This is a genomic window from Alteripontixanthobacter muriae, from assembly GCF_013336795.1.
In the GTDB taxonomy this organism is placed as follows: Bacteria; Pseudomonadota; Alphaproteobacteria; order Sphingomonadales; family Sphingomonadaceae; genus Pseudopontixanthobacter; species Pseudopontixanthobacter muriae.
On sequence record NZ_JAAFZT010000012.1, the window covers coordinates 1 to 20,770 of the forward strand.

At 61.3% G+C, this 20,770-nt stretch carries 21 protein-coding genes; 11 read left to right on the top strand and 10 right to left on the bottom strand.

All coding sequences use genetic code 11. The features are described from left to right. Nucleotides 1-427: 427 nt before the first annotated feature. Nucleotides 428-697 (bottom strand): DUF6894 family protein, encoded by a 270-nt coding sequence (locus G7A66_RS03405; RefSeq protein ID WP_174294314.1) that lies wholly within the window; start codon nt 695-697, stop codon nt 428-430. Nucleotides 698-1,036: 339 nt separating this feature from the next. Here G7A66_RS03405 and G7A66_RS03410 point away from each other — a divergent pair, with 339 nt between their 5' ends. Then, nucleotides 1,037-1,621 carry a recombinase family protein gene (locus G7A66_RS03410; RefSeq protein ID WP_174294315.1) on the top strand — a complete coding sequence of 195 codons (585 nt, stop codon included), beginning with the start codon at nt 1,037-1,039 and terminating at the stop codon, nt 1,619-1,621. A 537-nt stretch (nt 1,622-2,158) separates the two neighbouring features. On the opposite strand, the gene G7A66_RS14080 is transcribed toward G7A66_RS03410, so the two are convergent. Continuing rightward, nucleotides 2,159-2,671 carry a PEPxxWA-CTERM sorting domain-containing protein gene (locus G7A66_RS14080; protein ID WP_232366617.1) on the bottom strand — a complete coding sequence of 171 codons (513 nt, stop codon included), beginning with the start codon at nt 2,669-2,671 and terminating at the stop codon, nt 2,159-2,161. A gap of 326 nt (nt 2,672-2,997) precedes the next feature. Here G7A66_RS14080 and G7A66_RS03420 point away from each other — a divergent pair, with 326 nt between their 5' ends. Then, nucleotides 2,998-3,315 carry an excalibur calcium-binding domain-containing protein gene (locus G7A66_RS03420; RefSeq protein ID WP_174294316.1) on the top strand — a complete coding sequence of 106 codons (318 nt, stop codon included), beginning with the start codon at nt 2,998-3,000 and terminating at the stop codon, nt 3,313-3,315. 221 nt (nt 3,316-3,536) lie between these two features. Here the strand turns inward: G7A66_RS03420 and G7A66_RS03425 are convergent, their stop codons facing one another. The 4 genes from G7A66_RS03425 to queF all read right to left on the bottom strand — a co-directional run bounded on the left by G7A66_RS03425 (nt 3,537) and on the right by queF (nt 7,238). Continuing rightward, nucleotides 3,537-4,598 (bottom strand): ATP-grasp domain-containing protein, encoded by a 1,062-nt coding sequence (locus G7A66_RS03425; RefSeq protein WP_232366618.1) that lies wholly within the window; start codon nt 4,596-4,598, stop codon nt 3,537-3,539. After that, a complete protein-coding gene (locus tag G7A66_RS03430) occupies nt 4,595-5,815 on the bottom strand; it encodes a tyrosine/phenylalanine carboxypeptidase domain-containing protein (RefSeq protein WP_174294317.1) in 1,221 nt (406 codons plus the stop codon). Before G7A66_RS03430 ends, G7A66_RS03425 begins: the two co-directional genes overlap by 4 nt. Next, nucleotides 5,812-6,669, bottom strand: coding sequence for an N-formylglutamate amidohydrolase (locus G7A66_RS03435; RefSeq protein ID WP_174294318.1), 858 nt, complete (start codon nt 6,667-6,669; stop codon nt 5,812-5,814). The genes G7A66_RS03430 and G7A66_RS03435 overlap by 4 nt, the downstream gene beginning before the upstream one ends. An 89-nt stretch (nt 6,670-6,758) precedes the next feature. After that, nucleotides 6,759-7,238, bottom strand: a complete 480-nt coding sequence (queF, locus tag G7A66_RS03440) for a preQ(1) synthase (RefSeq protein ID WP_174294319.1) — start codon at nt 7,236-7,238, stop codon at nt 6,759-6,761. Between the two features lie 106 nt (nt 7,239-7,344). Between queF and G7A66_RS03445 the strand changes: the two genes are divergently transcribed. From G7A66_RS03445 to G7A66_RS03485, 9 genes are all read left to right on the top strand, one after another. Beyond that, nucleotides 7,345-8,616, top strand: coding sequence for a hypothetical protein (locus tag G7A66_RS03445; RefSeq protein WP_174294320.1), 1,272 nt, complete (start codon nt 7,345-7,347; stop codon nt 8,614-8,616). Nucleotides 8,617-8,684: 68 nt separating this feature from the next. Next, the gene (locus G7A66_RS03450; RefSeq protein ID WP_174294321.1) at nt 8,685-9,530 is read left to right on the top strand and encodes a sulfurtransferase; all 846 of its coding nucleotides are present in this window, start codon (nt 8,685-8,687) and stop codon (nt 9,528-9,530) included. Nucleotide 9,531: 1 nt separating this feature from the next. Then, on the top strand, nt 9,532-10,773 hold the full coding sequence (gene metC / locus G7A66_RS03455) for a cystathionine beta-lyase (protein ID WP_174294322.1): 1,242 nt from the start codon (nt 9,532-9,534) through the stop codon (nt 10,771-10,773). Continuing rightward, a complete protein-coding gene (locus G7A66_RS03460; protein ID WP_174294323.1) occupies nt 10,770-11,915 on the top strand; it encodes a mechanosensitive ion channel family protein in 1,146 nt (381 codons plus the stop codon). The genes metC and G7A66_RS03460 overlap by 4 nt, the downstream gene beginning before the upstream one ends. Nucleotides 11,916-12,024: 109 nt before the next feature. After that, nucleotides 12,025-12,828: a uroporphyrinogen-III C-methyltransferase gene (cobA, locus tag G7A66_RS03465; protein WP_174294467.1), complete on the top strand. Its 804-nt coding sequence runs from the start codon at nt 12,025-12,027 to the stop codon at nt 12,826-12,828. Next, complete coding sequence (locus tag G7A66_RS03470; protein ID WP_174294324.1) at nt 12,825-13,124, top strand: DUF2849 domain-containing protein; 300 nt, start codon at nt 12,825-12,827, stop codon at nt 13,122-13,124. The genes cobA and G7A66_RS03470 overlap by 4 nt, the downstream gene beginning before the upstream one ends. Next, the gene (locus tag G7A66_RS03475; RefSeq protein WP_174294325.1) at nt 13,124-14,758 is read left to right on the top strand and encodes a nitrite/sulfite reductase; all 1,635 of its coding nucleotides are present in this window, start codon (nt 13,124-13,126) and stop codon (nt 14,756-14,758) included. Before G7A66_RS03470 ends, G7A66_RS03475 begins: the two co-directional genes overlap by 1 nt. Next, complete coding sequence (locus tag G7A66_RS03480) at nt 14,751-15,254, top strand: DUF934 domain-containing protein (RefSeq protein ID WP_174294326.1); 504 nt, start codon at nt 14,751-14,753, stop codon at nt 15,252-15,254. The genes G7A66_RS03475 and G7A66_RS03480 overlap by 8 nt, the downstream gene beginning before the upstream one ends. Then, on the top strand, nt 15,247-16,089 hold the full coding sequence (locus tag G7A66_RS03485) for a phosphoadenylyl-sulfate reductase (protein ID WP_174294327.1): 843 nt from the start codon (nt 15,247-15,249) through the stop codon (nt 16,087-16,089). Before G7A66_RS03480 ends, G7A66_RS03485 begins: the two co-directional genes overlap by 8 nt. A gap of 6 nt (nt 16,090-16,095) precedes the next feature. On the opposite strand, the gene G7A66_RS03490 is transcribed toward G7A66_RS03485, so the two are convergent. The 4 genes from G7A66_RS03490 to G7A66_RS03505 all read right to left on the bottom strand — a co-directional run bounded on the left by G7A66_RS03490 (nt 16,096) and on the right by G7A66_RS03505 (nt 20,604). Further along, nucleotides 16,096-17,007: an NAD-dependent epimerase/dehydratase family protein gene (locus G7A66_RS03490; RefSeq protein WP_174294328.1), complete on the bottom strand. Its 912-nt coding sequence runs from the start codon at nt 17,005-17,007 to the stop codon at nt 16,096-16,098. Further along, nucleotides 17,004-18,137, bottom strand: coding sequence for a glutamate 5-kinase (gene proB / locus G7A66_RS03495; protein ID WP_174294329.1), 1,134 nt, complete (start codon nt 18,135-18,137; stop codon nt 17,004-17,006). Before proB ends, G7A66_RS03490 begins: the two co-directional genes overlap by 4 nt. Nucleotides 18,138-18,180: 43 nt before the next feature. Further along, nucleotides 18,181-19,236 (bottom strand): GTPase ObgE, encoded by a 1,056-nt coding sequence (gene obgE / locus G7A66_RS03500; protein ID WP_174294330.1) that lies wholly within the window; start codon nt 19,234-19,236, stop codon nt 18,181-18,183. Between the two features lie 243 nt (nt 19,237-19,479). Beyond that, nucleotides 19,480-20,604, bottom strand: coding sequence for a hypothetical protein (locus G7A66_RS03505; protein WP_206675050.1), 1,125 nt, complete (start codon nt 20,602-20,604; stop codon nt 19,480-19,482). Between the last annotated feature and the right edge of the window lie 166 nt (nt 20,605-20,770).

A 20,770-nucleotide genomic window follows, 5' to 3' on the forward strand; every position in this document is an offset into this window, starting at 1 on the left:
CGGCGGGTCGCCACCCGCTTCGACCGCAACATCAAGACCTTTATGGCCACAATCGCTATCGCAGCCATCGTCACCTGGTGGCTCTAATGAGTCCGGACCCTAGAAAGCACCTGAAACATTTACCCGAACCCATGCAATAATTTGCGTTGAATTCAACCAAACCTCACAAATATTATCAGCTAAGTTAATGTAGGTGAAGATAAGTTAAGCTGAGTTCAGCTTTTTACATACTTACCTTGCCGGAGTTTGTGCATTTTGGTGGAGTTAGGCTCGGTAAAAAGGGGACTGTGTTTAGCCTATTAGGAAACTTCTTGTCTTCACAGATTGAAGACGAGTGCAGATAGCTCGAAGCAAAAAGGGCTAGCGGTTTTCTTTTTGAGCATCCGTGGTTGCTAGCCGCGTGTCGGAAATCGTGTGAAAAAAGCGCCTAAACTAGCCCTTCAATATGAACAGCGTCTCTGAACTTAATTTCCCCAACAATCCGCCCGCCTTCGGAAGCGATGATGATGCTGTGATTCAGATTAAGCTTGCCAGTCTTGGCGTCTTCTCCTGCAAGTTCCCTTGCCTCTCGTAAGCCGCGTCCTAGCGCAAACTCATCGGTTGGAAAGTCGGCACCCTCTTCATCTATCGTGTCAGTTTCATCGTGAACATGGAGGTAATATCTAGGCATAGAGTCTAGTTTAGCGCCATCTAACATGCCGGTCCTTCACAAATGGTAAGCACTTGCATCCAAACATTTACACTGAACCATCTGCACACTGGTCTACACCGCTAGTTTGGCCGTTGGCATTCATCACAACTGATGCAGGATGAAAGGGTTCTACCCACACCTGACCATCACAGAAGCGCTGTTATCAAGTGCGGCAAGGCTTTCACCTTCTGCCTGTTCAACGGTCGAGCATGACGCTCAGAACTTGTAACTAATAAGCCCACTTCATAATTATCTAGTGATATGGCGCACAAGATAGCTGGACTCCGTTATGAACTAGGCTCATAAAGTAAGCCTAACTTATAAGCGAGTCGAAAGGCAGAAACTATGAGCCGCATTGCATACTACCGAGTGTCTACCGATGGGCAGTCAATCGAAAGCCAGCGCAAGGCTCTTGGTGGTAACTTCGATAAGGAGTTTGCTGATGAAGGTGTGTCGGGTGCGACGTTAGCTGCTGACCGTCCTGCCTTCGCCGCACTGCTAGGCTATGTTCGCGAAGGTGATACGGTCTGTGTCACTGCATTGGACCGTGTAGGCCGCGATGCTTTGGATGTGCAGTCTGTGGTTCGTGACCTAATCAAGAAGGGCGTGACCATAGACGTTCTTGGCTTAGGCCCCGTCGCTAAGGGTGTAGGTGAACTGGTGGTAGCTGTGTTGGCACAGATTGCCGATATGGAACGTCAGCGCATTAAGGAGCGCTGTGATGCTGGTAGGCAAGCCGCAAGGGCCTCTCTTGCTGCCAATGGGAAGACGCACAGGGGCAAGGCTAGCCTAGGACGTCCTTTTGCTGCCGATAGCGATGCAGTTGCACAATGGCGCAAGGATAATGGCGCTAGCATCGCTACGACTGCACAGGAGTTCGGTTTGTCCGCTGCAACAGTGAAGCGGTACTGTGCTGCTAGTGCAGCCTAAGGTCTGCACTGCTTCAAGCGCTCCTATACCCTTCGGTCTAATCCCTTTGGCATAGCATGTGGCGGTTGGGTCTATAACGACAGAGAGGCACTTAGTCCTTTTGCATAGTAGACCAACCTACAACTAATCTGTCATGCCATGTCTCTCGCGGGAACCAGTTAGGACTCGCGAAGTTGTGAATGTCGGGTCGGCACGCAACTCACTGGCTTTCTCCCAAGTCAAAGAACGTGCCGCCCGTCTTCCAGCATACTGATATCAATTATGTGGCGGCGTCTTTGCCGCTACTGCCACAGCTGCCAAGCGGTAATGCGCTGCTCCTGCTGCCCAACCCTCTGAACTGTACCGTAAGGCTCTAGAAGGGCGGTCCAGGCCACCAAGGCGCCTCCTTTTACCGCTGACTGTTCCGCTAAGGTGCTCCATTGCGCTATACCCCCACCGAGCAGAGTGCTCAGGGGTTTGCATAAATTATCTGGACGAACAGCAAAACGCCGCCAGTACTACCCGGCGGCGCCATAGCTACAGACCTCTATCGGGTAGTTACGCGTAGGAGACGGTGAACTTCTGCCGGCGCTTAGTGAAACGCATTGCGCCACCCACGAAGCCGAAACCAAGCAACATCATAGCCCAAGTGGTCGGTTCGGGAACTGCGCCGCCTACCTCGCCGATTGTTAGTGTTCCTGTACCACCAGTCCCGCTGAGGGCGAAACTACCAAGTATGAATTGGGGGGCTGACGTAGGACCGGTAAAGAGTGCGGAACCAACATAATCAACAAAGCTGCCGCCGGAAGCAAAGTTGAAACCAGCCAAGGTGGGTGAGCCAAAGTTATAGAAATCGATTTGGCCCGTTACAAGGCCACTACTTGTTGTCACCGGAACCGCGGCGTAAGCAAATTGATTGGGGATAAATGCATCCGGAGCAACGGTGTCATCTAGAACAAAGCTGATGCTGTTCGCAGGGTTCTCTGCTGAGAAATTGAACACTAACTCCGCCGCTGATGCCGGGGTCGCGACGGTAAAGAGCCCTGCACTTGCGAGTAGAAGTCTTCTCATTTGACAAATCCTTTAGCTGGGGTGTCATAGTGACTGAAAAAACGACCCGTCCAATTGGAGTAATCGCTCAAAAATATGAGCGACGAGAATTATCATCAACAGCGGCTAAGGGCTCGAACTGCGTTCGGCCACCAAGCCCAAGCCATCGAATCCCGCGCTCGGCAGTAAAGATTAACCATACATTAATTTATGCCGCTTGCAACTGCCGGGTGGGCCCGCTTCCTATTTGTTAGAAGACTCAAGCCTGGTCTTTCGTGTCCTACCCTGCTTGCTAGACAACCGTGTTTGTGTACGCTGCAATCGAGGTTAAGTTAGGCGGGGGTGACATGCGCCAGCAGGGCAGAAACAATGTACATTCCATCAAGGCTGCCCGGCGCGCTGGTTGGAAGAAGACAAAGCGGCAGCGCAGTGCAAAACGTCTAAACATCGCAAAGGTTCGGTTGGGATTTCTAGTGCTTGCCTTCGGTGGCCTAGGGTTCTTCGCCTTGAAAAACGACCAGGTCGGATTTGCTGATTATGTATACTACCCGCGCTGTAGCTTCGCTCACGCAAAAGGAGTCTACTCAATCCGCAGTGGCGAACCTGGCTATCGCTCGGAACTAGACGCTGATGCGGATGGACTCGCCTGTGAGCCTTACCCCTGAGGCATAAGCCAACATAGCCTCAGCATCGGGGCCCAAGGACTAGCTTAGGACTAATCGACTCGCTCCTTACGGCTCCGAACTGCACCAGAGCGCACTGCTCCATTCCATAAGATATTGAAATCATGGAGCAGTATGGTTCAGGTTGGTGCAACTTGCCGGATTTGTAATCAGGGGGTCAGGGGTTCGAATCCTCTAGCCGGCACCATCCGCTCCTCGCCCGATCAGATTACCGCAAGCTGGCGATTGGTCAGCGTACCGCCATACTGGCGTTGCAGCCGTACCTTGCGCTCGAGATCGTCGATGATCGCTCCGGAGAAGTTTACGCCGCTCAGATCCTCGATGAAGTTGAGGCCGCCGGGCGTATCGACGTTTATTTCCATCATCTTGTCGCCCGCAATATCGAGCCCGGTCAAATACATGCCATCGTCGATCAGCTTGGGCCCGACGATTTCGGCAATTTTCAGGGCGACCTCTGGCGGATCAACCATTTCGACGCCGCCACCGGCGGAGATGTTCGACCGGTGATCCTCGGTCTGGCTGAAACGGTGCAGGCAGGCATAGGTGTCGTCCACCTTCAGCGGACGCCCGTTCATCGTCAGCATCCGCAGATCGCCTTCGCTGGCTGCCGGCAGATATTCCTGCACGATGGCGTAGCCGTCGCGGATGACCGCCTCCATGATTTGGTTGAGGTTCTGCCTATTGTTCTCGTCGATGATGAAGACGCCCTGCCCGCCCGAGCCTTGCAGCGGCTTGATCACGCCCTTGCCGCCATGCGCCTCGAGAAAGCGCTCGATCTCGGCCGGAACGCGGGTGATGGTGGTTTCAGGGCGCACGTCTTCGGGAAAGCCTTGGAAGTAGGTCTTGTTCTGCGCGTCGGTCAGATGCTGCGGGTCGTTCAGGACAATGGTCTGATTGCGCGCCGCCAATTGCGCGAACAGCAGGCTGGAGGAAGGCGCCCAGTTGCGGGTCCCGAGTTCCTCCGCCGGGTCGCCGCGCAGCATCAGCACGTCCCAATCGGCAAGCGCGATGCGGTGATTGTCGATCTCTCCATCCTGCAAATGGGCGAGATAGGTCGTGTCGTCCTCGAAACTATCGATCTTGCTCATCGTTGCCATGGCGCAGATCGATTCGTTCCAGTCGTAGATGAAGTTGCCGAGGCCGATCAGCGCCACCTCGTGCCCGCGGGCCACTGCTTTGCGCGCCAGCCGGATGGTGGTGTAATTGTCCTGCTCCGTTTCGATATCGTTGATGACGAAGGCGAGCTTGATCTTCATATCGGTCATGCTTCGGGTTTTTCCTGGAAAAGTTGTTCGATTGTGAGGGTGCGGACGCGGTCCAGCCGTTGGCGGGCTCCGTCGTCCTGCAGATAGTTTGGCAGAACCCGCGGCGGCATGACGATGCCGTCCTCCAGCAGGTCCTTGAGAATGGGGAGCTGTTTCAGGGCAAATTTGCCGAGGAACAGGATCTCGAAATCGCCGTCATGACGCAGATAGGCGAGCAGTTCCGCAAGGCCTTTCAGATAAAGCGCATCCTTGGTCAGCCCGCCGCCCCGCTTGGCGCGCAGGGCCGTGTCGAAGGCCATCTCGGGCATTAGATCGCATTCCTCGACGAGCCGGGCGTAGATTTCCGACCCGCTGGCGCGGGCGACCGCCATATGCGCGGCAATCACCCGGCCAGCCAAAACGCGCAGACGCGGTGCGGGCAAATAGCCGGACAGATATTCCGCCAGAACCGCGATGCCTTCCTGCAATTCGTCATAATCGGCAAGGCCGCCCGCAAGGGTATGCAGCGGCTGGCAGCGCCCGTTATGGCGCGTGACGACATGCGTGCCGACTTCGTGCTGGATCAGCGGGTCGACCCTGGCGCGGGCGGTGCGATAATCGAAAGCGACGTGAAAATTGCCCATCGAGGTATAGAGGGCGGTGCCCGGCGTATCGTCCTTGATCACCTCGCAGCGGAAGGATGGATAGCGTTTCTTGAAGCCGTCGACAGCATGATTTGCAGCATCGATGAAGTAGTCGGCATCGACGTCGGACTTGTCGCGCTCGACCACAGGCACACGGGCGAGAACCGTTTCAGCCGTGTCCAGCAATTGTTCGTCTACATGGCCGAACAAGTCGATGCTGGCCATGATGAAGCCGTCGCAATCTCGCATGCGGACGAGTTCGATCTGGCGGTCGAGTTCCCGCTGCTTCTCCAGCAGCAACGCTTCGACCAGCGGGTTTTCAATGTTCCGCACAGGCAAGTCGAACAGCGTCTTGCGAAGGCCCGGCGCATCGTCAACCAGCCCTTCGCCATAGGTGCTGTCGGGCATATGGCGGAATCCGCTGGCGAAGAACTCCTCGCGTATTTCATCGATATTGACCGGGGTCAGGCGTGTCAGCCAGTCGACCTGCCGGTCCATGCGGGCGAGCGCTTCGTCCACCTCCACCGCCGCAGCGCAGAGCTGGGTCCCGCCCTCCTTCCGCGAGACCTCGCGCGGCTGAACGCCGCTGCTCACGGGCGAAACCCTTCCAGCCGTGACAGCGCGGCGCGGCCTTCCCGCACAGCAGCATGAAAACCGGAACGCAGGTCCTGCATGGCGAGGACTTCGGCGCCGTGGCTCCATTCGTCCATGAAGATCTTCTTGTATTCCAGCGTGATGACACAGGCCGCATCGCCATATTCGGCATGCAGCCATTCGGGAAAGTTTCCGCCGTCTTCCCAGCGTACATTCACGCGAACGTCGGGGGTTTTTCCGACCACTTTCCGGCTGCGCAGACCATCGGCGAACCGGTCGAGCAGGTCGCCGTAAATTGCCTTGTCGAGTGTCGTGGCACCAAGGTCAATGTCGGGATTGCCTGCTTGCGGCGCCGCATCCGCTTCGGCCCCGTCGCGCCGGTGGTTGTAGCTGTGCAGATCGAGCACCAGTATTCTACCGTGACGGGCGATCATCGCCTCCACCCGCTCCGCCATCAGCCGGTAAAACTCGGCATGCAGCGCCAGGGATGTCTGCTTCTCCGCTTCCGGCATGTCGGGGTTCCAGATCTTCAGCCCCCAGGTGTCGTCCGGATCGACAGTGACCGCCGTCTCGGCCGGGCGGTTCAAATCAAATTCGAAGCGCGAACGGTTCGCGCGGAAAACAGTATCGCCGCCAGCCATGAAGTAGTCCGTCAGCGGGTCTTCCTCGCGAAGGCGGTCGCCATTCTCGATCTCGAGCCAGGGCTGCAGCGACTTGCGGATAATATGGCCAGCGTGAATGGCGGTGGTCATCACCGGGCCGTCCTGGATCATCAGATCCCATGGCGGATTGTCGGTGGCGTGGTTGCTTGCTGGTTGCGGGTAAAGGTCGTCGGCTTGGGGCAGTGTGTTCATGCCGGGTGAACGCTGCCCTGCTGGCTCCGTTCCGACCTTTCACGCCCGATCGCCCGGGAGTTTGCTCTAGGCGACCTCAAGCCGGTGCGTCAGCCGCGCCCCCGATAGGATGCAACCCCCTGATCCGGCACCCATAATCCCTGCGGGGGAGCGTCGCTCTGCCAGAAAACATCGATGGGGATCCCGCCGCGCGGATACCAATAGCCGCCGATGCGAAGCCAGCGGGGCTTCATTTCCTGCATCAGGCGCTGACCGATCCCGACCGTCACATCCTCGTGAAAACCGCAGTGATTGCGGAATGCACCCAGGAACAGCTTCAGCGATTTCGATTCGACGATCGTCTCATCCGGTGCGTAATCGATCACGATGTGGGCGAAGTCGGGCTGGCCTGTCACCGGGCAGAGCGAGGTGAACTCGGGCGCCGCAAATCGCACGAGATACAGGGAGCCTGCCCGCGGGTTCGGCACATAGTCCAGAACAGCTTCTTCCGGCGAAGCGGGAAGCGGGGTCTGTTTGCCGAGGAACTGCGGCCCTTGTCCGGGCGCACTCTTGAGAGGTGTGTCATCCATGCCGCGCTGATGCCGCGAAGCGCGCCGCGCTGCAAGCAGAGCGTTGGCCTGCAGCAATTCACCGCCTATTCAGCGCGCCCCCGCCCTTTGACCCGTCTGTATGTTCATGACCCGCTCTCCCAACGCGCTCTCGCGGCGCTCTGCCCTGCACCGCAGCAAACCCGCACTGGTGCTGACTGTCCTTGCAACAGCGATGCTGCCGTTGATGGCTACTGCGGCATCGGGGCAAGGACGAGTGCAGGATTTCAGATTGCCGCCTGCTCCGACGCCGACGCCGGACGTGATCGGCCCTGTCGATGAAGAAGCACCGCTGAGGCCCGCTCCGCGGGTCACGCCCACCCCGACGCCCGCGCCTCGCCCGGCAGCCACACCGACCCCGGCGCCCACCAACAGCGCGCCGCGCCAGCCGCTGGTCCTGCCGCAAGCGCCGGCTACCCGGTCGCCTGCAGCTTCCCCGACTGCGACAGGCACCCGCGCCCCCTCGCGCCCCTCCGCGGTCTCTTCGCCGCGCGCTTTGGGTCCGACGGCAGCGACACTTCCGAACGCATCCGAACCGGAACTTGCAACCGAAGCCGCTCAGTCGCTCGACGAAGCGAGCACGGCCCAAGCGCCTGTAGCCCCTCCCCCGGTTCAGCAGCCTGCCACGTCACCTGCGCCGGATGGTTTGGAGAGCGAAGGTAGCGCGGGCTTCGCATGGATCGCCCTGATCCTGGCGGCACTTGCTGCCCTTGCAGCATTCCTGTTCTTCCGGGCACGAACGCGCGAGGTAAGCGGAGGCGCAGCAAGCGCTCTGCCTCTTGCGGCGAAGCCGGAACAGCCCCCTGCCTCCCCTGCTCCTCGGCCGCCAGCTGCTCCCTCTCCTCCCGCTCGGCCGCGCAGCACCCCTGCTCCACTGACCAGATCGGACCAGCCGGTTGGAATGGAGGTGGAGCAGATCCGCGTATCGCGCAGTATGATGGCGATCACCTTCGCCTGGCGTCTGCGGCTGACCAACTACACCGAGGGCGATCTCGGTGATCTGCAACTTTCAGGCGACATCACCTCCGCGCATGGGAAGGTGCCGACGGAACAGCAGCTGGCGACAGGCGCAACCGAATTGCCGATGTTGCGCCAGTTGCCAGCCATTGCCGCCGGCGAGACGATCGAACTGAAGGGAGAGATACGCCTGCCCGTCGAACGCGTCGTGCCCATCCGGCAGGGCTCTACTCCGGTCCTGGTGCCGCTGCTGCGGCTGAGGATCACCGGTGAAGCTCTGGATCAGCAAACGCGCAATTGGGTCGTCGGGTTGCAGGGCGATGCGGGTGCCCGGCTCCAGCCTTTCCCGCTGGGCGACCGGCTTCAGACCTACGGCACTGCTGGAGCAAGATCGCTCGCCTAGTCATGGGCAGCTCAGCTGCAAGCGCGAGGCACTCGACGCGGGCGCGCGGCAAGGCTAGGTCATACTACATGCAATCTCTCGTGACCACGACATGGCTGGCGGATCAACTCGGTGCCAGCGACCTCATTCTCCTCGATGCGTCGCTGCATCTGCCGGCGGCAAATCGCGATGCGGAAGCGGAATATACCGCCGGGCACATCCCGGGCGCGTGCTTCCTTGGCCTCTCCAACCTAACGGATACGCAATCATCCGTACCCGCTGCCCTGCCGCGTGCCGACCAGATGCAGGACAGGCTCCGCACGCTTGGCGTGGATGAGGGCAGCCGCGTCGTTCTTTACGACGACAGCGCGCTGCGCACTTCTGCACGGGCCTGGTTCATGCTGCGCCGTGCGGGGTTGAAGAACATTGCCCTTCTCGACGGCGGGCTCGGAAAATGGAGAGCGGAAGGCCGGGCGATTTCGAAGGATGTGTCCGAACCTGCCGTCTCTAATCTGAAGGTCGAACAGGATGACAGGCTCGTTCGCGACAAGGCGGCGATGCATGCCAACATCGGCACCGGTGCCGAACAGATGGTGGACGCACGCGACGAGGGCCGCTTTACCGGGGCGATAGAGGATACGGTGCATGGCCTTGCCGGCGGGCATATCCCCGGTGCGCGCAACCTGCCCTTCACGAAGGTGCTGCACGGCGACGGCACCTATCGCGATCGGGTGCAATTGCGCGCATTGTTCGACGATGCAGGCATCGACCTCGACCAGCCCGTCGTGGCGAGTTGCGGTAGCGGGGTGACGGCATCGGTGCTGCTGTTCGCCTTGCATATTGCAGGCAAGGACGATGCTGCCCTGTACGACGGCAGCTGGAGCGAATGGGGAGCCGATCCGGTCACTCCGAAAAAGACCGGAGCCGCCGCCTGACATGGCAGCGAAGGGCGACACGGATGCAAGGCGACCGGACCGGCAGGAACGGCAACTTGGCACCGGAACCCGCCTCGTCGAAGCTGGCCGGCGCGAGGAATGGACCGGCGCCGTCGTCAATCCGCCCGTCTGGCGGGCGAGCACGCATCTGTACAATGACGTGGCAGCCCTGCGTGGGGGGCAGCGCGGCAACGCGGACGGCGCGTTCTTCTACGGCAGGCGCGGTGCGCCCACGCAATGGGCACTAGCCGACGCGCTGACGAGCCTGGAACCGGGTGCTTATGGCACCATGCTGTACCCCAGCGGCACCGCGGCCCTTGCAGGCGCGCTGATGGCGGTGCTTTCTCCAGGCGATGTCCTGCTGGTCACCGACAATGCCTATGAGCCCACCCGCAATCTGGCGACCGGCATTCTCAAGCGCTTCGGCATCGAAAGCCGCTTTTTCGATCCTTGCGATCTGGACGCTTTCGCGGCTGTCTTTTGCGAACGCACGAAGGCGGTGATGCTTGAGTGTCCCGGCAGCCTGACGATGGAACTGCAGGACATCCCCGCGATGGCCACTATCGCGCGCGCAAAAGGCGCAGTGACCTGCATCGACAACACCTGGGCAAGCCCGCTGGGCTTTGCGGCGCTGGAACATGGGTGCGACATTTCGATCATGTCGCTGACCAAGCATGTGGGCGGACATTCCGACCTCATGATGGGCAGCGCCACCGCAGGCGAACGCCATTATCGGCGTTTACGGAATACCGCGCAGGCTCTGGGCCATGTCGTCTCACCCGATGATGCAGCGCTGGCTCTGCGGGGCTTGCGCACCATGGGCGTCAGGCTCGAAAGGGAGGCCGCAAGTGCCCTGAACATAGCGGCATGGCTGCAATCCCGTGACGAGGTGGCACAGGTTCTGTGCCCCATGCTCCCCGGCGCACCGGGGCACACGATCTGGAAGCGTGATTTCACCGGCGGCTGCGGCCTGTTCAGCTTCATCCTGCAGGGCGGCGATGACGAAGCGCGAAGCCGCTTTATCGACGCGCTGCAACTCTTCGGCATCGGCTACAGCTGGGGCGGGTTCGAGAGCCTCGCCATTCCCTTCGACCCCTCGCCAATCCGCTCCGCCAGCGCATGGCCGCCCGCCGGCTGGGACGCAGCGGACCGGCTTGGCGTCCGCCTTTCCATCGGCCTTGAAGATGCGGACGATCTGATCGCCGATCTGGACCAGGCATTCAACGCGATGGCGCCCGCATGACCCCCGCCGAAATTGCTGCGCCCACACCCACGCCAGAGGCGGAAGCGAGTGAAGCGGCCGTCAATGTTCAGCCGCCGCCAATGCTGGAAGGCACGAACCTCCCGCTCCTGCCTGAAAACATCAACCCATTGGTCGAGGAGCCCGTCGGCGCGGCAGAGGGGCTGCGCGATGTGGTTTCGGCGCAGAATGAAACGGCAGCCGGGCTGATCGAGACACTGGACGCCGCGGCTCTGACCCTTGGCGAAACGCGCGTTTCCCTTTGGGACGCCGTCGTCGTGATGCTGGTGATTATCGCAATCATCATCGCAGCCTGGCTCTTCAGCAAGCTTTCTCATGGCCTGCTCGCGCGTATTACGCGGCTCGATCCCTCACAGCGCCTGCTCTCGGAAAAACTCCTCAGTGTCGGCGTATGGGCGATAGCGATCCTCGTCGGCATCGACCTGCTGGGGATCGATCTTACCGCATTCGCGATCTTTTCCGGCGCCTTTGGCCTCGCCATCGGTTTTGGCCTGCAGAAGACCTTCGGCAATCTCATCGCGGGAATTATCCTGCTGATGGACAAGTCGATCAAGCCGGGCGACGTCATCGCAGTGGCGGATATCGCCGGGAACGAGACCTTCGGGCAGATCCAGAAGATCGGTATCCGTGCCGTCTCCATCACCACCAGGGATGAACGCGAATATCTCATTCCGAACGAAAATCTGATGGTGAACCAGGTCGAGAACTGGTCCTATTCCTCCAAAAATGTGCGCATGCAGATCCCGGTCGGTATTTCGTATGGCTGCGATATCGACCAGGCAGAAAAGCTGATGCTTGAAGCCGCCAAGAGTTGCCGCAGGGTGCTAGAGGCTCCGCCGCCGACTGTCTGGCTGCAGAAGTTTGGCGACAGCAGCGTGGATTTCACGATCCACTGCTGGATCCGCGACCCGGAAGATGGCGTCGGCAATGTGAAGTCGGAAGTGCTGAAAAACCTCTGGCATCTGTTCCAGCGCGACGGGATCGAAATTCCCTTCCCTCAGCGCGACCTGAACCTGCGCAACAACGAACAGTTCGAACAGTTGATCGCCGCAATATCGCAGCGAATAGGCAGGAGCGAAGCGGATACGGGAGACGGCGCCGAAAAGGGCGACAAAAAGGCGTAGGCGCAGCTCTTCCAAAGAAAACTGTCCGGGTGGAAAACCATTCTCGCTGGCGCGGCGCGTGCTGCACCGCCATCTCGGCATGATGCAACAACCTATCCACAAATGCGCCATGCCCGCGCGCAATGCTGGCCCCAGAACTGGCACCAGTACTGGCACGGTCTATCTGGTCGGCGCAGGTCCGGGTGATCCCGACCTGCTGACCGTACGCGCGGCGCGGCTGGTGATGGAAGCCAGCCTCATCGTCCATGACGGCCTGGTCGATCCGTCCATACTGGCGCTCGCTCGGCCCGAAGCGCGGATGGTTTCGGTCGCCAAGCGCCGTTCGCATCACAGCGTCCCGCAGGACGACATCAATGCGCTGCTGATCCGCGAAGCCCGTTCAGGGCGGGACGTTGTTCGCCTGAAGGGCGGCGATCCGTTCATCTTCGGACGCGGTGGAGAAGAAGCGGAAGCCTGCCGCGCCGCCGGTGTTGCAGTCGAAGTGATACCCGGCATCAGCGCAGCGAACGGTGCAGCTGCCGCGGCGCAGATCGCGCTCACGCATCGCGATGCCTCTAGCATCGTCAGCTTCGTCGCAGGCCAATGCAAGGGCCTGGTCGAGCAGGATTGGGCCGGTCTTGCCGGCAAGGGACGCACGCTGGTCATTTACATGGGCGTGAAAACCGCACCGCAAATCGCCGAAAAGCTTATGGCGGATGGGCTTGCTCCCGACATGCCCGTAGCCATCATCGAAAATGGCGCGCGCAAGACCATGCGCGTGCTGCGCGGGCCGCTTGCCGGCTTGCCTACCCTCGTCACGGACTATTCTGTCGTCAGCCCTGCCCTCATCCTCATCGGTGAAGTGACTGCCCGGGATGACGCCGAAATCAATGCGCTGGCGCTGGAAGCTGCCTGCAAGGAGGCCGCGCGATGATCATCCTCACCGGAAACGATCTTGCCACCGGGGCCGTCACCTGGTGGACCGGCAGCGCATGGTCGCACGATGTGGCCGATGCCGCCGATGTCGGCGACCAGGCCGACGCGATCGCCGCGCGCGAGGAAGCAGCGCGGCGCGTCAATGTTCCCTATGCCATCCAGGCGGAGATCGGACCCGGCGGAATCGTCCGGCCTGCCCATATCAAGGACCGGATACGCGGGCTCGGCCCCACCGTCCGCCCCGATCTCACTCTGAAACCCGGCGACGCCGATGCCGTCCGCGAGGTGATCTGATGTATCGTTATGACCAATACGACCAGGCCATGGTCGATGCCCGCGTCGAGGAATTCCGCGACCAATGCCAGCGCCGCCTCGACGGGCAGCTGAGCGAAGATCAGTTCAAGCCGCTGCGCCTGATGAACGGCCTGTATCTGCAACTGCATGCCTACATGCTGCGGGTTGCCATTCCCTATGGCACGCTCAGCGGCGCGCAGATGCACATACTGGCCGACATCGCCGACAAATACGACCGCGGCTACGCCCATTTTACGACCCGCCAGAACGTTCAGTACAACTGGATCAAGCTGGAGGATGCCGGCGACATTCTGGCCGATCTCGCCTCGCGCGAAATGCACGCCATTCAGACCAGCGGCAACTGCATCCGCAACATCAGTTCGGACCATTTCGCCGGAGCCGCTGCGGACGAGGTATGCGACCCTCGCCCCTATGCCGAATTGCTGCGGCAGTGGTCCAGCTTTCACCCCGAATTCAGCTATTTGCCGCGCAAGTTCAAGATCGCGGTGATCGCCAGCCCCACCGATCGCGCCGCGATGAAGTTGCACGATATCGGCATCAACCTCGTCCGCAACAACGAGGGCGAGCTTGGCGCAGCCTTCTACGTCGGCGGCGGCATGGGCCGTACCCCGATGATCGCGCCGCAGATCCGCGAATTCGTGCCGCTCGACCAGCTGATCACCTATGCCGAGGCCTGCCTGCGCGTCTACAATCGGCACGGCCGCCGCGACAACAAGTACAAGGCGCGGATCAAGATCCTGGTGCATGAACTGGGCGCCGACGAATACCGCCGCCAGGTCGAAGCGGAATTCGAACATCTGCTGGCGCAGAAAATCGAACCGCCCTTCGCGGAACTGGAACGGCTGTGCGAATTCTTCGGTGATCCCGGCTTTGAGAATTTGGCGGAAGCGGAAATCGACCGTTCCGATCCGGAATTCGCACTGTGGGTCGACCGGAACACCCATCCGCACAAGCGGCCCGGCTATACCAGCGCAGTCATCAGCCTGAAGCCGGTTGGCGGCATACCGGGTGATGCGACAGCCGCGCAGATGCGCCTGATGGCAGATCTCGCCACGCAGTACAGCTTCGATGAATGCCGGGTGATGCACACGCAGAACATCGTGCTGCCCCATGTGCGCAAGGCCGATCTCCATGCGCTTTGGACGAAGCTGGACGAAGCCGGCCTCGCCACGCCCAATCTCGACCAGATCGACGACATCATCGCCTGCCCCGGGCTGGATTATTGCAGCCTCGCCAATGCGCGTTCCATTCCGGTGGCGCAGAAGATCTCGCAGCGTTTCGCCGCCAATGGCAAGGGCGATACGCTGGGCGAATTGAAGCTGAAGATCTCAGGCTGCATCAATGCCTGCGGGCATCACCATGCAGGCCACATCGGTATTCTCGGTGTGGACCGGAAGGGCGTCGAAAACTACCAACTGCTCCTCGGCGGCAGCGAGGCGGATGACACGTCACTCGCCAAGATCACCGGCCCGGGCTTCGACGAGGATGGGATTGTCAATGCGGTGGAAACCGCCACCGACGTCTACCTCGCCAACAGGGCCGACGGAGAACGCTTCCTCGACACCTATCGCCGCATAGGCATGGCCCCCTTCAAGGAGGCCTTGTATGGTTGATCATACCTCCACTACTCCCTCGGGTGCAGAAGGCCGCGGCCCTGAAGCGAGGCCGTTCCTGCGCTTCCGCGACGACGACCCTGTGGGCGACCCTGCCGTGACGGTCAATGCGTTCCTGGGCCAGGGCAATGCCACCGCTGTCCGCATCGAACCGGGCGACGACACCCGCGAGTTGCTGCCGCATCTGGACCGCGTCGCGCTGGTTGAGGTGAACTTTCCCACCTTGGGCGACGGACGCGGCTATTCGGCGGCGCGTATCCTGCGCGAGGAAGGCTACACCGGCGAGTTGCGGGCCGTGGGCAATGTGCTTGTCGACCAGCTTGCCTTTATGCGCCGCTGCGGCTTCGACGCTTTCGAACCTGGCGAGCCGCTGGATGCCGCCGATGTGGAAGCGGCGCTCGGCCGGTTCCCCCATGTCTATCAGCAGGCGGCCGACAGCGCCGTGCCGATCTGGTCGCTGCGGCATGGAAAGGAAGCGGGCGCGCGCAATGGCTGAAGCCGATCCCCGCTCCGGCGCGGCATCGGCCGTACGGCAGGTGGACCGGATCGACACCGGTCCACGCTTCACCGATGCCGATGCCATTCGTCTGAACCGGATGTTCCGGGGCGCAGATACGCATGAAATGCTCGCCGCAGTTCTGAAGGACGGGCTGGCAGGCGAAGTGGCGGTCGTGTCCAGTTTCGGTGCCGAGAGCGCGGTGTTGCTGGACATCGTGGCGCGGATCGATCCTTCGGTCCCGGTCCTGTTTCTGGAAACGGGCAAGCACTTCGAGGAAACTCTGGCCTATCGCGATGCGCTGGTGAGCCGTCTCGGCCTCACTGGTCTCCGGAACCTGCAGCCCGATGCTGATCTTCTGGCGTCCCGGGACGAGAGCGGCTTGCGCTGGTCCTACGACCCTGACGGCTGCTGCGAGATCCGCAAGGTGGCGCCGCTTGCGCGCGGCCTCGCCGGGTTCGATGCAACCCTGACCGGACGCAAGGCATTCCAGTCTACAACGCGCGCCACCCTGCCGCGTTTCGAAGTCGACCATTCCGATGCAGAGGGCCGGTTGAAGATCAATCCGCTGATAGATTGGACTCCGGACGACATACAGGCTTGGCTCGACGATAACGATTTGCCGCGTCATCCCCTGGTCGCGGCAGGGTACCCGTCGATCGGCTGCGCACCCTGCACCAATCAGGTCGCACCGGGTGAAGACCCGCGTTCGGGCCGTTGGAAGGGCTGGGACAAGGTCGAATGCGGCATCCACACGCCTGTCGGCGAAGATGGCGCGCCGAGTGATCAGGCAGGCAGCGACAAGCCGGATGTAAGTAACCAGCCCTATTTCTGAAGGCTATTAGAGCCAGCCTTCCTTACGGTACCAATCCGCCGTTCCCTGCAGCCCTGCCGTCCCGCCGATGCGCGGCTGCCATATGTCTTTCGGCAGAGCAGCATCCGGCGACGCGGTCCAGTCGGGATGGATCATGTACCCGACCCGATCAGGCGTCAGCTTGGCGCCACCGCTCCGCAGCATACCATCCATCTTTGCAGCCGCGCGTAGCAGCCCGCCGGATAATGCCGGCGTCCAGACGCGTCGCCCGACAGCCTTGCCGATCGCTTCACCCAGTTCCCGATGAGTCCAGCCGCCGGTCCTGCCGTCATCCGGTTCGAAAGTGCCATGACTGGTTCGCTCATCCTGCGGGATCAGGGCGACCAGCAGATCGGCCAGATCGCGCACGTGAATCAGCGATGTGCGCCCTGCCGGAGGCATCGGCACCACGCCCCACTTCGCGCTGCGAAACAGTTCGAACATTTCGCTGTCGTGCGGGCCGTAAACTGCAGGAGGCCGCACGATCGTCCAATCCATCCCGCTGGCCGCGACGATGCGTTCTGCCTGCCGCTTGCTCTTGCCATAGCGTGACAGCCCGGGTTCGCGAGCGGAGAGGGACGAGACGAGGATGAACCGCGGAACTCCGGCAGCCTGCGCCGCGCGGCAGACGGCCATGGTGCCGGCGACGTTTCCGGCGTGAAACCCTGCGGCATCGGGTGCATTTGTTACCCCGGCAACGTGAATGACGGCTTCCGAATTTCCGACGAGGCGCGCCAAGGCGTCGGCATCGGCCAGATCGCCCTTGATCCAGGATTGCCCTGTGCGCGCTACTTCCGGCACCTTGCGAGCCAATGCGCGCACTTCCTGGGAGTCGCGCTCAAGAGCATCGAGCAGGGCACGGCCGACGAATCCCGTTCCCCCGGTAACGGCGACGGTCACAGCAACACCATCGAATCGCGATGAACAACGGTCGAACGCGGCATCTGGCCAAGCGCGGCTTCATGCTGCGCCAAGGGCAGTCCCATGATCTTGCGGCATTCTGTCGCAGAATATTCCACCAGACCCCTGCCGATCAGCTTCGCGTCCTCGGACTGTATCATCACGAGGTCGCCCCGCGAAAAGTCACCGTCCACCTCGACTACGCCCGCCGCCAGCAGGCTCGCACCCGACTTCAGGGCGGCGACGCAGCCGGTATCTGCGACAAGCACCCCCTTGTCCGCCTTGCGCCCGCCGAGCCAGGCCTTGCGGCCCTTGTCATTCCGAGAGGGCATGAACAGCGTCCCGCGATCCGATGATCTCAACCGGCGGAGCGGCGCTGGCCCTGAGCCGTTGATGATCGCCAGGGCAACCCCGGCCCGACCCGCAATCTCGGCAGCGGCGACTTTGGCCGCCATGCCGCCTGTCCCCATACCTGCAATGGATGCTCCGCCAGCCATCGCGTGAACTGCGCTGTCCACGGCTTTGACCAAGGGCACCAGTTCACATCCTTCGTCCTGCGGGTTGCCCGTGTACAGACCATCTACGTCCGACATCAACAATACACCGCCGGCTCCTGCCGCCTGCGCGATGCGGGCTGCCAGGCGATCATTGTCGCCGAAACGAATCTCGCTGGTCGCCACGCTGTCATTCTCGTTCACGACCGGCACCGCTTCCGCATCCAGCAGGCGCTGCAAGGTGGCCGAGGCGTTCAGATAGCGCCGCCTCTCCTCCAGATCGTCGAGTGTCAGGAGCAATTGTGCGGCAACCGATCCATGCTGCGCCAAGGCATCTGCCCAAAGACCCGCCAGGGCTATCTGCCCGACGGCCGCCGCCGCCTGAGCATCGGCCAGGGTCGCCCTGCCTCCTTGCGGCAGATTCAGCCGCGCGGCCCCGAGGGCGATCGCCCCCGAACTGATGATGATCACCTGCTGTCCGGCGCTGCGCTGTTCTGCCACTTCGCTGGCAAGAACATCCATCCAGTCCTTCCGCGGCGCACCATCACTTCCGACGATCAGGGAAGAACCGATTTTGAGGACGAGTAGCGGCGTCTGAGCGGGATCGAGCATGCCGCTGGGCGAAGACACGGTCATTGGTTCGTCTGCGGAAAGATGAAGGCTACGGGTGGATAGTTCGTCAGAGCGGCGACCATTCCGGCAGATCCGCCTCGTCCTCGGTTTCGGTGCCCTTGGTCTCAGTCGATGTGCGATCCGGCAAATAGGAAAGCACAGCATCCAGAAGATGATCGACACCTTCTCCGGTTGCACCCGATACGGCAAAGACGCGCTCCGCGCCGGCTTCCAGCAGTTCGGCTGCAAAGCCCTCCGCCAGTTCGGCATCGGCCAGATCGATCTTGTTCAGCGCCACGAGCGTCGGCTTGTCAGCCAGCCCTGCGCCATATTGGGCGAGTTCTTCTTCCACGGTCTGCATGGCTGCGGCAGGATCGTCGCCCGAAATGTCCACCAGGTGGATCAGTACGCGGCACCGTTCGATGTGGCCCAGGAACCGGTCGCCGATGCCTGCACCATCGGCTGCTCCGGCGATCAGTCCGGGAATATCGGCGAGCACGAACTCGCGGCCCTTGTGATGCACGACTCCCAGCTTGGGTATCAGGGTGGTGAAGGCGTAGTGGCCCACCTTGGCCCCCGCGTTCGAAACCTGATTGATGAAGGTGCTTTTGCCGGCATTCGGCAAACCCAGAAGGCCGACATCGGCAAGCAGCTTCAGCCGCAGCCAGACATACATCTCCTGCGCCGCTTCGCCGGGCTGGTGCTGGCGGGGCGCGCGGTTGGTGCTGGTCTTGTAGCTGGCGTTCCCGCGGCCGCCCATTCCGCCTTCCAGGAAGGTGATCCGCTGGCCGACCTCTGTGAAGTCGGCGAGCACTTCCTCCTTGTCCTCAGACAGGATCTGCGTGCCAACCGGCACTGCGATGACGAGATCGTCCGCGCCCTTGCCCGTACGGTCGCGCCCCATGCCATGCCCGCCGCGCGGTGCCTTGAAATGCTGGGAATAACGGAAGTCGATGAGCGTATTGAGGCCCTGCACGGCTTCGAAAACTATATCCCCGCCTTTTCCGCCGTTGCCGCCATCGGGACCGCCATATTCGACGTATTTCTCACGCCGGAAGCTTACGGCACCGGGGCCGCCTGCTCCGGAGCGGATGAAAATCTTGGCCTGATCGAGAAAATGCATGCAGCCTTATCCGGCGGTTGGCGCGACAGCGCAAGTGATTGGCCGGTCTACCCGGGCCGGATCGCCATAGAATGAACGACAAACGGCAGATTTGAAGGGGATCGCACCCTTTTGCTCATCATTGCAAACGATGCATTCTCCGGGCTGAGCAAGAACCCTCGCCCTCGTTCGCATCGGCAAAGCTGCTTCGCACCTCCGAGAGATCCGGATTAGCGAATCAGCAATGCCGACGCAAAGAGATATCTAGCGCAGCAATGGCTCCACCTGTTCCGGCTGCGGCAGGTCCGTACCTGCCTCGTCCGCACCCGTCACGGGCTGCGGATTGGTCATCTCCTCCTGCGGCAGAGGGGCATCCAGATCGAAGCGCGGCGCGGGCACCGCCGCATCGGAGGGTTGCATCGGCGTGTAAGTACCGGGCGCATAGGACTGGGTCGCAGCCGCGTCTTCCTCGCCAGGCAGCACGATGGGAACGGCGTTGCTCGGCGCGACGTCGACAGCGGTCACGATGCCGTCTTCCAAGCCGGACGGAGGCGTGGTGACCATTGCCCCGGCACTCGTCGCCATGTTGGCGGAAGGTGTCGTCACGCTTTGGGCTGACCCTGGAACGGTGAAACCCGGGACGGAATAGCCCCCATCGTTCGAAGTTGCCTCACCCGCAACCAAAGTGGACTGCGTGGGGCCAAAAGGATCGTCATACGTCGCATAGACCGGTTCGGGCGGACCGTATTCCGCATTCCACGCGGCAAGGTTGACTCGATATTGTTCGAACGACTGGAAGAAGTCTTCGAACACGCTTTCGAGCACCGGCAGGCTGCGTTCGGAAAAGCTTTGCAGATCCGCAGGATTGACCATCAGCGCTTCGTTGCTGACGGCCAGGGCCGCGTCGCAGAATGCGTCCTGTGCCGGCGGCGTCGCAAAATAATTGTAGACCCGCGTCATGTACAGATCCTGCTCGTCGCGGGCGACGCGCTTCTGGCCGTAACGCTCGACGAATTCCGATGTAACCGTCTTGTTCGCCGTGCTCAGAGCCTTCTCGTTCGTGTCTAGGAACTGGCTGTAGTTCGGCAGGATGGCGACATATTGCGGATCAAGACAATTCAGCGCCGCCACGTTCAGCGCCGACCGCAGGTTCCAGACGGTCTGCGCCGGCGAAATATGCGCATTCACCGTCATGCGAGTGCCGTCCGGGCCGATCTGCGGGATCGGCATCGTCTCGCTCGCATTGCCGGGAGGCGTCGGCTGCGGCGGAATGACCTTGGCGACCGGGGGCGGCGGCGGTGGCGGCGGCGGCGGCGGGGGTGGCGGCGTTGTCTTACAGGCGGAAAGGGCAATAAGCCCCCCTGCAATCGCCAGATATCGGATTTTCAATGGTGAACTATGGGACATTTGGTGCGAACCCTCCTCGGCGCCGCGAACAGCGTGCCAGCGCGAATATTGCGCTGGGATGAAGGGATCAGCCTACAGAATCAAGATGGTAAAGAAAATGCCCGGAATGCACGAACGGCACTCCGGGCACGATGAATTGAGTTCGGCG